This is a genomic window from Flavobacterium sp. (genome assembly GCF_039595935.1).
Classification (GTDB): domain Bacteria; phylum Bacteroidota; class Bacteroidia; order Flavobacteriales; family Flavobacteriaceae; genus Flavobacterium.
The window spans coordinates 265,996-280,815 of record NZ_JBCNKR010000005.1; the positions used below are offsets into that span (position 1 = coordinate 265,996).

10 protein-coding genes and 1 pseudogene are annotated in these 14,820 nt (G+C 32.4%); all 11 read right to left on the reverse strand.

The genetic code is table 11. The features are described from left to right. Positions 1-29 precede the first annotated feature (29 nt). A complete protein-coding gene (locus ABDW27_RS08520) occupies positions 30-1,421 on the reverse strand; it encodes a DUF4173 domain-containing protein (RefSeq protein WP_343695514.1) in 1,392 nt (463 codons plus the stop codon). A 58-nt stretch (positions 1,422-1,479) separates the two neighbouring features. Next, entirely contained in the window at positions 1,480-1,770 is a 291-nt protein-coding gene (locus tag ABDW27_RS08525; RefSeq protein WP_008464519.1) for a transcriptional regulator, read from the reverse strand. A 4-nt stretch (positions 1,771-1,774) separates the two neighbouring features. Next, entirely contained in the window at positions 1,775-2,389 is a 615-nt protein-coding gene (locus ABDW27_RS08530; RefSeq protein ID WP_343695515.1) for a hypothetical protein, read from the reverse strand. Between the two features lie 284 nt (positions 2,390-2,673). Beyond that, complete coding sequence (locus tag ABDW27_RS08535) at positions 2,674-3,600, reverse strand: magnesium transporter CorA family protein (RefSeq protein WP_343695516.1); 927 nt, start codon at positions 3,598-3,600, stop codon at positions 2,674-2,676. 91 nt (positions 3,601-3,691) lie between these two features. Continuing rightward, positions 3,692-4,577: pseudogene (locus tag ABDW27_RS08540) on the reverse strand (tetrahydrofolate dehydrogenase/cyclohydrolase catalytic domain-containing protein). A 130-nt stretch (positions 4,578-4,707) separates the two neighbouring features. Then, positions 4,708-6,072: a signal recognition particle protein gene (ffh, locus tag ABDW27_RS08545; RefSeq protein ID WP_343695517.1), complete on the reverse strand. Its 1,365-nt coding sequence runs from the start codon at positions 6,070-6,072 to the stop codon at positions 4,708-4,710. Positions 6,073-6,327: 255 nt separating this feature from the next. Further along, entirely contained in the window at positions 6,328-8,007 is a 1,680-nt protein-coding gene (locus ABDW27_RS08550) for an MBOAT family O-acyltransferase (RefSeq protein WP_343695518.1), read from the reverse strand. A 1-nt stretch (position 8,008) separates the two neighbouring features. Beyond that, the gene (locus tag ABDW27_RS08555) at positions 8,009-9,337 is read right to left on the reverse strand and encodes a GDSL-type esterase/lipase family protein (RefSeq protein WP_343695519.1); all 1,329 of its coding nucleotides are present in this window, start codon (positions 9,335-9,337) and stop codon (positions 8,009-8,011) included. A gap of 82 nt (positions 9,338-9,419) precedes the next feature. Next, a complete protein-coding gene (locus ABDW27_RS08560; RefSeq protein ID WP_343695520.1) occupies positions 9,420-10,901 on the reverse strand; it encodes an SGNH/GDSL hydrolase family protein in 1,482 nt (493 codons plus the stop codon). 257 nt (positions 10,902-11,158) lie between these two features. Beyond that, the gene (locus ABDW27_RS08565; RefSeq protein WP_343695521.1) at positions 11,159-12,571 is read right to left on the reverse strand and encodes an HmuY family protein; all 1,413 of its coding nucleotides are present in this window, start codon (positions 12,569-12,571) and stop codon (positions 11,159-11,161) included. Positions 12,572-12,583: 12 nt separating this feature from the next. Then, positions 12,584-14,740 (reverse strand): TonB-dependent receptor, encoded by a 2,157-nt coding sequence (locus tag ABDW27_RS08570; protein ID WP_343695522.1) that lies wholly within the window; start codon positions 14,738-14,740, stop codon positions 12,584-12,586. Positions 14,741-14,820: the final 80 nt, after the last annotated feature.

Genomic DNA, 14,820 nt, shown 5'->3' on the forward strand with positions numbered 1-14,820 from the left:
TTTTGATTTTCAAACGGGGCTTTGTATTTTTATTTCTGTTTGTTATTTAAAAACTCATAATACAAGGCTTTAGATAAAAAAGTGCTGTTTTGGTAAAAATCAACGAGTTTTTCTCTGTCTGCTTCGACTTGTTTACCATCAAGATTATTTTTCTCAAAATACGCTCTTCTAGCATCTTCGTTAAAATTCAATCCGCTTAAAAATACAGGCTCTACTCCTTTATTAACTGAGATATTATATTTTGTAATCAGATTTCCCCAATTCACAAAACTGCATACTAAGATTGTTCCGTAGAAATACCAAACCATTTGGTTTACTAAGTAAGCATTGGTTTTTTGTTTTGTAATTTTTAAAAATGAATAGATCAATCCAATAATGGCAAGAGTTAAAAATGCATAAACTCCTAAACGTTTATAGGTTAAACCGTAAAATGATACATATTCAGAATTTTTTATTAAAGCACTCACAATTAAAACAACATTCAGTACAATCCACAATTTTGCCAGTCTTTTTAATGTTGTTGCTTTTTCATCAAAATTAAATCCGCCTTTAAAATAAAACAGTATTACACCAACAGCCATTAAAATTGAAAAAATCACAGCATTTACTCGTTCGTGTGTATCAGCACTTAAATTTGTTTTTTCTACAACTTCAAAAAACTGTTCGTAATTATAAGTTCCGATGAAAACTAAGAGTAAAATATTAAGCAGGAATAATGTGATTACACCGCTTTTTCTTTCAAAATCAAGATCAAGAAATGAAAATGTACTTTGATTTTTTACTTCTGAAATATTATCGAAATCATTATTCAGTTTTGGATTGAATTCATAACAGGCATCCGGAACCCAATAATTCCAGAAACTGAAAGAAATATAAAATCCAAGTATGCTGATTAAAACCAACTGGAAAATATCGATATCTAAAGTATAGTCTGTAAACAATGAAGAAAAATGATTGCTTCCAAAAGAATATACAATAAAAAACAAGCCTAGAAATATTACAGGAATAACAACGAATGCTACCAATTTTTTCGCAAAATCGTTGTGAATTTTTCCTTCCGGAAGCCATTGACTAAACATAAAAATGCGCCCTAATGATGTAATTCCGTTTAAGAAAATCAAAGGAAAAACTTGTATTATTTTTAGTTTTCCGTCCTGAGTTTTAAATTGCAAAAACAGAATTGACAATGCTAAAGCAAAAAACGAAGCTGCATCTCCATACCAGGCAAAAGCAAAACAAGATAAAATTGAAGTCATTACCAGTACCAGATGCGACCTGTTTACAAACTTTTCCTGAAAAATATAACTGATTAATAACGTTAATGTTACTCCAAAAATAGAGATATTTATTCCGACGCCTTCTCTGTAAAACAACAGGATAAATATTCCTGTACAAGCCAAAATAATTTGATGTTTTTTCATGGTTTAATTTTTAAAGCACTTTGTTTTTCAAAGTAATTAGACAAAAAAAATTTAGTTTTTACGATTTCATTAATTTTTCGAGGTAAGAAAGGTGTTCTTTAAACGCCGCACGGCCAAGCGGAGTTACCTGATAAGATGTTTTTGGTTTTTTACCAACAAATTCTTTCTTAATCTCGATATACTCAGATTTTTCCAAAGCAGAAGAATGACTTGCTAAATTACCATCGGTGATATTCAAAAGCGTTTTCATCTCGGTAAAATCTACCCAGTCGTTAACCATCAGAACGGACATAATACCCAATCTGACACGGCTTTCAAAATCTTTATTTAGTTTATCAATAATTCCCATTGGGTTATTTGTATTTTTTGAACATCACTAATCCATAAACGATATGCAGGATTCCAAATCCTAAGATCCAGAAAATTAATCCATACCCTATATAGAAAAGCGAAATACATCCTAATAAAAGTTCAGAAAATCCTAAATATTTTATATCCGAAAATGTATATTTTTCGGCATTGATAACGGCTAGTCCATAAAACAGTAAAGTAGACGGAGCTACTAAACCGTAATATCCGTGATATATTAATGCTAAACAAAATATTCCTCCTGCTGCAAGTGGAACTGCCAGATTAAACAACATATTTTTTGTGGCAGAAGTCCAAATTGGTAAATTATATTTTTTGCTTTTTCTAACGGTAAAAAAAGTTCCAAATACGAATGCGCAAACTAAAATTACAACACCAATCCAGATTAATTCTGAAACTAAACTGCCTGATAATAGTACATGTTCATCTGTAAAATATTCGATCCCATTTACTTTAAAAAGCTGATAAACATATATTCCGCCAATTAAAGCCGAAAGACCCGCGAAAACTCCTGAAAGTCCGCTTAACGATATAAATCTTGAAGAGCGCTCCATCATGGAACGAATATGTGCTAAATCTTCTTGGTGCTTTTGATTCATAATTAAAGTACTTTGCGTTACAAAGTTATTATTTATTTTGAATTGACAAATAAAAAAATGAGTTTTTATTGAAATTTATTTTTTGGATGCAAATATAATGGGAGATTCATTCCATTTAGAATGTATAATCCCTACGGGATATTTTTCAGAAATTCATAATTTTTAGCTACCGATATTTAACCCCTAAAGGAGTTATTTTTCAGGTATTGAATATCTCTTAATAGCAGAAAAACAAAAAACCTATTCGTAAAGAACAGGTTTACATTTTTATTTTTGTTTTAGGTTTAAAACCATCTTCTTCTCTTGAAAAGATATACTCCAACAGCCGAAAGTATGATTGAGATAGAAAGAAGAATCCAAATTCCGTATTTAATTTCTTCGAGCCCGTTTGGAACATTCATCCCATATAAACTGGCAATTAAGGTTGGAATCATCAAAATAATCGAAATTGAAGTCATTTGTTTCATGATATTATTCATGTTGTTCGAAATCACAGAAGCGTAAGAATCAACCATTCTGGTCAGGATATCGCTGTAAATATTTGCGGTATCTTGTGCCTGGCTTAGCTCAATTTCAACATCTTCTACCAAATCTGTGTCGTAATTTTGTGTTTGAATTTTTAGGTTTTTAATACGATGAAATAAAACATCATTTCCTTTTAAGGATGTCATAAAATACACGAGACATTTTTCAATTTGAAGCAATGTCTGCAGTTCTTCATTTTTAATTGATTTCTCTAAATTGTCTTCTGCTTGTTTAATTTTCTGATTAATCTGTTTAAGATATTTTAAATACCAAACGCTTGATGACAGCAAAAGCCTTAAAACCAAACAAAAATTATCGCCTATTTGAATATGTTTCTTTTGCGAATAACGTACGAGATCGCAAATAATTTCTGTTTTGTAAAAGCTGATTGTAACTTTTATATCATCTTTAAAAACGAATCCTAACGGTATCGTATAAAAGGGAAGTTTTATATCGTCTTTTTTTATGGGAACTCTCAAAATTACTAACGTCCAGCCATCTTCTGTTTCGATGCGGGGTCTTTCGTCGATATCTTCAATATCATTATAAAAGGCTTCCGGGATTTTTAGTTCTTCTAGTAAATATTTTTTATCTGCTAACGTTGGCGAATCTACGTTAATCCAACAGTTCGAACTCCATTCCGGAATTTCAAACAATCCGTCATTACTTTTATAAAATGTTTTCATTTCAAATTCCGAATGTTTTTATATCGCTTTGTAAAACCAAAAAGCCCATCTTTAACAGATGGACTTTCAATATTATTTTATTCGTTTTGTCTTATTTTCCTGCACTTCTCATTTTGCGTGCTAAAAGTGTATTTTTAAGCAAGCATAGCAATTGTCATTGGTCCTACTCCACCCGGAACTGGTGTAATAAATGATGCTTTTTTACTTACTCCGTCAAAATCAACATCACCTTTAATAACGTATCCTTTTGGGTTTGATGCATCGTCTACACGTGTAATTCCAACGTCGATAACCGTTACTCCGTCTTTAACCATATCAGCTTTTAAAAATTCTGGAACTCCTAAAGCTGTAATAATGATATCTGCATTTTTAGTGAATTCTGCTAAATCTTTAGTTCGGCTGTGTGTTAATGTAACAGTAGAATCTCCCGGATTTCCTTTACGGCTCATTAAAATACTCATTGGGCGACCTACAATATGACTTCTTCCAATTACTACTGTGTGTTTTCCTGCAGTTTCTACTTTGTAACGTTCTAATAATTCCATAATTCCGAATGGTGTTGCCGGAATAAAACTTTCCATTTCAAGCGCCATTCTACCAAAATTAGTTGGGTGAAATCCGTCAACGTCTTTGTCTGGGTCGATTGCTAATAAGATTTTTTGCTCATCTATATGTTTAGGTAAAGGCAATTGAACGATATATCCGTCTAGATTATCATCTTCATTTAGCTCTTTAATTTTAGCAAGTAGTTCGTCTTCTGTAATCGTTTCTGGTAAAGCAACTAAAGTTGAATCAAATCCAATTTCCTGGCATGATTTTACTTTACTTCCTACGTAAGTTAAACTTGCTCCGTTGTTTCCCACTAAAACTGCTGCTAAATGAGGTACTTTTCCTCCGGCTGCTTTTATGGATTGAACTTCGGCTGCAATTTCGTTTTTAATGTCGTTAGATGTTTTTTTACCGTCTAGTAGCTGCATTTTGTTGTGTTTATTTTGTTTCAGGTTTCAAGTTTCATGTTACTGTTGAAACTTACTATTTATGTAATTAAAAAAGTTTCAAGTTTTGGCCTCTTAACTTGAAACCTTAAACTTGAAACTTTTTCTTATTTTATCTCGGCATTCCTCCTGGCATACCACCCGGCATCCCTTTCATACCTCCCATCATTTTCATCAGATTTTTTCCGCCTGGGCCCTGCATCATCTTCATCATTTTGCTCATTTGGTCAAACTGTTTCATAAGCTGATTTACCTGCTCGACTTTTGTTCCTGAACCTTTTGCGATTCTGGCTTTTCTTTTTACGTCGATAATAGCTGGTTTGCTTCTTTCAGCTGGCGTCATCGAATAAATAATAGCTTCGATATGTTTGAAAGCATCGTCTTCAATTTGAACATCTTTCATGGCTTTTGAAGCTCCTGGTATCATTCCAACCAAGTCTTTCATATTACCCATTTTTTTCACTTGCTGAATCTGCGTTAAGAAGTCGTCAAAACCAAATTCGTTTTTAGCGATTTTCTTTTGAAGTTTTCTAGCTTCTTCTTCGTCAAATTGTTCCTGAGCTCTTTCAACAAGAGACACAACGTCTCCCATTCCTAAGATACGCTCAGCCATACGTTCTGGATAGAAAACATCAATTGCTTCCATTTTTTCTCCAGTACCAACAAATTTGATTGGTTTGTTTACAATCGATTTGATCGAAAGTGCAGCTCCACCACGAGTATCACCGTCTAATTTCGTTAAGATAACCCCATCAAAATTCAGGATATCGTTGAAAGCTTTTGCTGTATTTACAGCATCTTGTCCTGTCATAGAGTCGACAACGAACAATGTTTCTTGTGGCTGAATTGCTTTGTGAACACGTGCAATTTCATCCATCATTTCCTGATCTACTGCCAAACGTCCTGCTGTATCGACGATAACAACATTGAATCCGTTTGCTTTAGCGTGTTTAATTGCGTTTTGTGCAATCTCTACAGGATTTTTATTTTCTGGTTCTGAGTAAACCTCAACACCTATTTGGTCTCCCACAACGTGCAGCTGATTGATCGCCGCCGGACGGTAGATATCACAGGCTACAAGAAGTGGTTTCTTGTTTTTCTTAGTTTTTAAGAAGTTTGCTAATTTTCCTGAGAAAGTAGTTTTACCAGAACCTTGCAAACCTGACATCAAAATTACTGTTGGATTTCCTGATAAGTTTACACCAGCAACATCTCCACCCATTAATTCTGTCAACTCATCTTTTACCAGCTTTACTAATAACTGCCCTGGCTGTAATGTTGTTAATACGTCCTGACCAATTGCTTTGTCTTTTACTCTTGCGGTAAAATCTTTAGCAATTTTAAAGTTAACGTCGGCATCAAGTAAAGCACGACGAACTTCTTTTAAGGTATCAGCAACGTTTACTTCTGTAATTTTACCGTGCCCTTTTAATATATGGAACGCTTTATCTAACTTATCACTTAAATTATCAAACATACTATTTTCTTTATTTGAAGTGCAAAGATAATCTAATTAGATATTTCAGGCAATTTATTTTTTAAGGTTCAAAGTTGCAAAGAAACAAAGTCTCAAAGTTTTCGTTTCCCGCAGATTTAGCAGATTAGGCAGATTATTTTTTAGATTATATATGAAAAAAATCCGCTGAATCTGCTAAATCTGCGAGAGAAAAAAAAGGCGCAAAAGAAATAAACCTTTGCGCCTTTGTTACTTTGTCACTTTAAACCTTCTAAATTAAAACTGGAAATATATAAATGGCTGAGAACCTGCCACGGCTGTTGCGTAAACAATCCAGTAGACGAATCCCAGAATTATGGCTTTTACTAAAATTGGCGTTTTATCAAAAACAGATTTCATTCCGTTTGTGAAAGTTTCCGGTAAGAAATGCCAAACGTAACCGAATAACATTAATCCGAATACATTTTTATATCCTAAGATAATTGTTTTCCAAAGTTCTGGTTCGAGTGTTAATTGTCCGATATTGTTAATTACCTGAAGTGCTGTTTCGAAATCTCTTGCTCGGAAAAAGATCCAGCAGAAAACTACAAAATGGAATGTAATCAGGATAGAGAAAAATCTCCATAAGAAATTTGACCCTTCTTTTTTGGATGGAAATAATTCCATAAATATTTTATGAACCGCTAATGCTAATCCGTGTAAAGCTCCCCAAACAATAAACTGTGCTCCAGCTCCGTGCCATAATCCTCCTAAAAGCATTGTGGTGAAAAGGTTTAAATTCGTTACCAGAGTTTGTTTCTTTTTGCTTGAAAGCAGAAAAGACAAACAGAAAAGTAAAATTGAACTGAATGCAATTATCAACGGAATTATACTGGTATTGTAACTCGTAATTCCCCAAAGCAGCAATCCGAAAAAGAATAAACTTGGGAACAAATATCCTGCAAAAGAGCCTTCACGATTTCCTCCTATCGAAATGTACAAGAAATCTTTTAGCCATGTTGAAAGCGAAATGTGCCATCTTCTCCAGAAATCTGTAATTGAAACTGATTTATACGGTGTTCTAAAGTTGGCTGGCAATTTGAATCCTAGCAATAATGCAATACCAATTGCCATATCTGAATATCCTGAGAAATCGCAATAAATCTGGATTGCATATCCGTAAGAAGCCATTAAGTTTTCAAATGAAGTATAACTCATTGGCGTATCAAAAACACGATCGACAAAGTTTACCGAAATGTAATTTGAAATAACCGTTTTCTTAATTAAACCACCAATAATTAAGAACAAGGCGTTGTTTACATCTTGTTTTGTCAGATTTAGTTTTTGATAAATCTGCGGAAGAAAATCTTTCGCGCGTACTATTGGCCCGGCAACTAACTGTGGAAAAAACGAAACGAAAAATAAATATTCGATATAGTTTTTTGTCGGTTTAATTTCTTCACGATAAATCTCAATGATATAACTCATCGATTGGAAAGTATAAAATGAAATTCCAACCGGTAGAAAGATATCATGAAATTTCAGATTTCCGTTAAACATATCATTATAAGTGCCAATCATAAAATTCATGTACTTGAAATATCCAAGCAGCCCTAAATTCAAAATCACACTTATAACCAGGTATGTTTTCTTGACATTATCTTTACTTTCTTTATAAATAATCTGGCTTAAACCATAATCTACAACAGATGAAAGCAGTAATAACAGAAAATAGATTCCGCTTGACTTGTAATAGAAGAAAAGCGAGAACAGAATAACATACGTTAATCTTAAATAGAATGTTTTGCGTAAAAAGCCATACACAAAATAAAAAACCAGAAATAATCCTAAGAATAAGCCTGTATTGAATAAAAGTTTTTCTTCTGGATTATAAATAAACCAGCTTTTAACTTGTTCTGTTGTAATTGCACCAAAATTTTGAATGAACCAATTATTGATGTTATCTAGTGTTGTCAACTTACTTTTTTAATTTAAAATTATCGTATGCTTTTAAAAATGCTTCTGCAAACAAACTGCCTTGTTTTTCGTATCCTTTTTTAGAATAGTGCACCCAATCCGGACCAATTAATCCTTGTGATTTTAATTGTCTGATTCCGCTCATTCCTCCAAACTCATCATATAAATCCCAAACAGCAAAGCCTTCTGTTTCGGCAATTTCATTAATTAGTTTTGCATATTCCTGAATATAAGTATTCGGTTTTTTTCTAAGCAGCGATGGAGGCGGCGTCATTACAATTATTGGAGCTTTTACATTTTGAGCTTTTATATTGTTTATAAATTCTCTTAATTGTTTAATGTAATTTCCGCCTTCTAGTTTCTCGTAACTTTCATTTGTTCCTAAAGAAAAAATCAGCACATCAGGATGTAAAGCATTCAGCTGTTCAAAAAACAAAGGATATTTATTATAATCTGAGTATTTGGCACCATTTACACCAATTCCGCTATAAATTATACCCGGAGCATTTTTTTCTAAAACAATTCCGTTTAGTTCAAATTTGGATGCTGTTTTATTCGGAATCAGATAAATTTTTTCTAATGCTTTTTCTGAATTGTAATAATGACAGTAAGAATCCGATTCCAGATTTAGAGAAACAAATTCTGATGTTTTAATATTTCTCTGTTGTGTTTCGTTTGTTGGTATTTTTAATATTCTTCCTGCACGAATATTGTTTGATTTTAAATTATTTGCTCTTTTTATTTCGGCAATCGAAACATTATATTTATCTGCAATTACAGAAATTGCTTCTCCTTTTTTGATTTTATGCGAGATTACTTTTCGCTCAGATGTTTCAATAAATTTTGTTTGAGATGCTGTCGACAAATCAAACATGTTTTCATTTTTTGGCGTAATTATTTTTATCGAATTGAATTTATATGACGGATCTTTTACATTAAGTTCTACAAGAAATCCTCCATTATCCCGCCAAAGTGCCATACCGCTTAAACCAATTGGATAGTTTCTAACAGGATAGATATTTCGATAACTTTCCCAAACTCTATTACATCGAAAACGTTCATTATAAGAGCCATTAGTTTTGGCTAATTGATACGGAAAAACTAATCCTCTTCCGGCATTTCCAAATTTTTGCTGTAATATTTTTCTAATTTTATTGGTCATTAAATCGCCCTGAATGTGCGAATCGCCAATGTGTACAATGTTTATTTTTTGATTATTGTCGCTCTCGTTGTCTTTTAACTTCTTAAAAAGACTTTCTAATACTTTTGCATTATAAATGTGATTTCCTGTATAAGTTTCTACTGATACTGAATCTGTTTTATTAACCATATTATTAGACTTTGGAGGTGAGACGGTATTTTGCGGTTTATCATTTGTTGAGAAAAAAAGACAACAAATGAAGATAAAAAGTTTATTCATCTATGCTGTCATTTTTCACAGAAACGGAATCTGCTTTGGGTTTTCTAATTGCTTTAGGTTTAACACCGCTTTCACGTTTTGCGCGTAAAACTTTATATTGTTCGTATCCTTGATTTAACTGACTGTACAATAAATTACCAATTGCTTTTGCTCCTCTTTGGTTAAAGTGTGTATAATCTTTATTGGCTTTTGCCGGAGATTCGTCAACCCATTTCACCATCGATCCGTCGCCTCCCATTAAAGTATATAGGTTCACAAATCCAGATTCAGTTTCTAAAGCATACTTTTTCTGAGCTTTCATTAAGGGTACAACTGCCGAGTCTGTTTTCATTTCTAAATCATATTTAGTCGATTTATCTGCTGTTGAAACAATTAAAATGGAAACGCCGGGAAATGATTCTTTTATTTTATTTACTGTTTTTGTCATTCCTTTTTCGTACCAGAAATAATTTTTGGTTCCGTAATTTAATACGTTTGTTCCGTAATGAAGAATAATCAAATCGTATTTCAGGTTATTGTTAAAAGCCTGCATTACATTGGCATCAAACATAGAAATTGGTAATCCTGAATTTCCTCTTTGAGAAAAATTATCTACGTGAACACCGCTTCCGTTATCAAAATTAAATCCGAAAATAGGGATTGAATCTGCATGAATAAAGTTTGCTTTGAAGCTTTTTATGCTTCCGGAAGTTACTTTTAAGCTGTTTACCAAATTATTTGGAGAAAGGTTTTTCTTGAGAGTATCTTTCCCAATGATAAAATTGACATTTCCTTTTTTAGAAGATCTTCCGTAAAACAAGGTTGGATTATCTAGTGAAGTTGAATATTTGTTTAAACCGGCTTCATATTGAACCCAGGTTGTATTTGTTTTATCATTTGCAAAAAACACATGTCCATTTACACCAAAAGGGCTTATTGGTCTTTTTACATTTAAATACGATTGTATTTTCCAGTTTTTAGAAAACAATGTTTTTACAGAACCTCTTGAAGCTGATGATTCTGAAATTATGGAAACAAAACCAACTCCTTTTCCACCAAAACGTTCCTGATAATTCATACGAACATCTTGTACGATCAAATCGCCATCTGTCATCGAATCGCCATAATAGGCAATCCTAACATGGTTGTTTGGATTTTGTTCTAATTGATATAATTTTTCGTAAAATGAAATCAGGTATTGATATCCTTTGTAATTATCGAAAGTTTCTGATGGAAATTCAATTCCTTCAGAAGCATCATAAACAATTTTCTGCTGACCCAGTCTTCGTTCGCTTTCTTCAATACTATCACTTTTTAATGACAAAGAATCTTTTGCTACAGATTCAAGAAGCATACTGTCTATCAGTACATTTTTTGAATCTATTTTACTATCCGAAAAGATTTTATTTGGCAAAACCTGCTTAAAACCCATAAAAGCAATAAATGCTAATGCAACAATTGCAAAAGACTGAAAGAAATATGATTTTGTATTCACTTAATTATTATAAACTTTAAAGAAAAGAACTACAAAAATTAGAATCAATTTAAAATTCTTGTTAATTCTTAAAATAAAAAACACGTGCAAAGATAAAATTAAACATTCATTTTCAATGCAGAAAATAAAAAAAAGAGGTTAGATATATCAAACCTCTTTATCAAAAAAAATAAAAAAAACAAAGCTAATGATTGATTAACTTTTTGATTTCAAAATATCATAAATTAGAATGAAATCTTATATTTTTTTTCTATGAATTATTTTAAGATAGCATATTGAAAAGTTGGATGACCTCTTTCTAAGTTAACCAATGCACCTCCTGTGAATTTCAATTTGTAATAGTTTCCTGCAGGATCTTTCACAACATAAAAACGATCTGTTTTAAGAACAAATTGAGATACAGGGATTCCACCAGCACCTGGTGCACTAGTACTTCTCCAGTTAGATCCAATATTTCTTTGATCTGCTGTAAATTTAGTATTATCTACATTTGCTAATGTAAAATTATCATATGTAGTAGTTTCAGTAACTAAAACCTGATAAGTTTGAGCTCCTCCTTTAGTATTATTAATTACGAAATCCGGGTAGAAATATGGTGTTGGTGTTGCACCAGGAATAATATTTGTAAATGTTGTAAAGTTAATATCCCATTGTGCTTTTTGCGGTTCCACACTCACTGTTTTGTTATCAATTAAACTAAAGAAAGTAAAGTTGTAAGCAGCATTTTTAGTAACTACAACCTCTTGGTGAGTTGTTGCTGCGATATCAGCAAACTGAACTTTGTAATCGTTACCACTTCTTAAAATTCTAACTTTTTTCCATCCTCTGGTTTCTCCTCCAACTGATCCTTCTTTTCCTAAAACTGGATCAGTGTCAGCAGGTTTATTTCCTAAGTACAATAAATATACTTTATTGTTTGCATCTGTAGCTGAAACTTCTGCAATAGTAGTTTTTGTAATATCTCCTGTTGGATCATCAATTTGAGTAGCATCTCCACTTCCTTGATTAATAATCATAGCGTCGTCAGTAGCCTGAACTTCATCAATATTTGTAGTTGCAAGTTGTTTAGCAGACATTTTAACAGAGTTGTTTAAAACTACTCTAAATTCAGCTCCTGAATAGAACCCTAAGTCCCAAGAATTCCTTACCGCTTTTGTCATTGTTCCGCTGCTTAAATCAACATAAACCTGATTTGGTTCTAACGGCCCTCCAACTTCAGCAGCCAAAGCATTTCCTAAAGAAGCTGTTTGGTTAAAGTTTACCTGAATAGATTTGTTTTCAGCAATTGTTGTATTAATAGTAGCGCTTGTGATAGTAAAAACAACATTTTTTACTTGCCCTTCAATAGCATCAACTAATTTGTTAAAATTAAAAGTTACAGAAGACACATTTTTTGCAAAAGGAACTACAACTGTTTTTCCAGCTGCAGCCGGTAAAGTAGTAAAATCAGTTCCACTTACTACAGCAGTCTCAACAAAAGAAACCGTTACAGAACCAGCTTCAGCTGTAGGAGTAGCAAATTTTATCTCGATTGGAGTAGTCGCAGCCGTTAAATTCAATGAAGTCGATGCGAATGCGATTGAATTTACAACAGGTTCATCATCATCACTATTACAAGCCGTAAAAGCAAGTAAAACGAAAGAAAGGATTAAGAGAAGATTTTTTTTCATGGTATTTATATATTAATTAAAATTTAGGTTATACGTAAGTTTAAGAAAGTAAGAGCGGCCATATCCAAGTAGTAAATCACTACTCCCTGATCCGTGCGCTCCCCCAGTGGAGCCCCCGCCATTTTGAGTCATTTGGACATTTTGGATGTCAAATAAATTTCGAGCTCCAAGCGTCACTTCAAATTGGTTTTTAAAAAATAATTTTCGAACTGAAGCATCCATCCAGCTATATGGCTTTATTTCATTCAAAAAGAATTTAGCATTTCCATCTGCATCAGTTCCTGCCTCAAATTGTTGCTGTTTTCCGTTGTATTTATAATACACAGCAAATAAGGTATTCCACTTTGGAATGTTGTATGAAATGCTAGAATTTAAGTTTAAAGAATACAAGAATTTATCATCAGAAGTTAATTCTAACGCTGCCAGATCTATTTTGCGTGAAATTCCAACTAGAGCAGCACCTACTTTTACATTCCAATTTTTATAAGCATATTGTTCTGTGGTTGAAATATTCCACATTTTATATTTATTGATGTTGATGTATTTATATACCGAAGTAGGCTTCGTTTGGGTTAAAACCATGTCAATCCTGTCATCTACATCCATAAAAGTTACAGCTAAATTATTGGCTATTTGTGCGCCCGAATCGAAATGACATGATCTTTTAAAACTCACTTCATATGAAGTACTATTTTCTGGAATTAAATCAGGATTGCCCTGTAAATTATGATTCGAATCAACAAAATAGGTATAAAGCTCATCGAAATTAGGTGTACGATATGATTTACCTAAAGAAGCCCTTGCCTCTAAACCTTTTTTGAAAAGATATCTTAATCCTAAAGAACTTGCATATTGATCTTTAAATATTGTTTGGATAGAATAACGAAGTCCTGGACGGATTGAAAATTTATCTGACAGGCTAATTTCAGCAACACTGAAAATATCATAATTTTCTAATCTTTTTCTAACATCAACAGATTGTAATTGATTATCTAAAAAAGTTCCTGCAGAACCGCTGTAAAAACCATTCTCATTTGTAATTTCATAACCTAATTGAAAATCAACTTTTTTGCTATTAAAAAAATTACTTAATGTTCCTGTAGAATATAATACCTCTTTAGATTGGTATGTAAACCTAAAATCATCAAACTCTTGTTTTGTTTCTATTTGATAATTAAATAATTCCGCATCCCTTTCCTGCTTTTGGCGGGATAATGAAACATTAAAATTTAATTGAGAAAAAAGTTTTCCGTTTGCATTTAAATGATGATAATAACGGTTTGTTATATATCGTTTGTCTCTTGCGAAATATGTTTCGGGAAAAGGGTAATTATCTTGTGGAACTAAAATTGGACTATAAAAATCAACATTTTCACCATAATAATCGAATTTGTAAAAAATTCTGAAATTATTCTTCTGATAACCTAACATTGCATTCCCAACCAATTGTTCTTTTGGCAGCCAGCTATATCCTCGTAAACCATCATTTACGCTATAGTCTTTTCCTTTTTTATCATCATAAAATCCTTCAAAATTGTTACGGTTACCTCCAATATTAACAAACCAGTTTTCATTGAAATTATGAGCTACTTTAGCAGCTTGAATATGACGCCCTTTATCAGTAAGAGAATATTCATTACCTACGGTTTCTTCCTGAACTGTTGCACTTATTTCCCATTTATGTCCGGCTCCTTTTTTAGTAATAATATTTAAAATTCCACTTACAGCATTTGCTCCGTGTGTTACGCCCATTGAACCTTCAATAATTTCGATTCGCTCCACATCATCAAGATTCACCTGAGTTAAATCAACATTTGTCCCCATTCCGGTATCACTTACAAGCGGAATATTATCTATTAAGATTTTAAAATATTGAGAATCTAGTCCAAACATCGAAACTGTAGAACGGCCGTCACTTCCACTATTTTTAACAGTAATATTTAAATATTGATTCAGTACATCTGAAAGATTATTTGCTGCTAATTGTTTGATATCTTCTTTAGAAATAACACGTACATTAAACACAGATTTCTTTATAGACTGTGGTTCAAACTGCCCTGTAACAACAACTTCAGAGAGTTTTTCTCGTGATGCAATAGTATCTTTTTGCTGTGAAAAAGAAATTTGACAGAAAGTAAATACAGCAAAAAGGGTAAATTTTATTTTCATTATTTTTATTCAATCTTAATAACCTTGGCAAATATATAACTATTTTTAATTATTCTAAATAAATTTATATATTTGCCAAA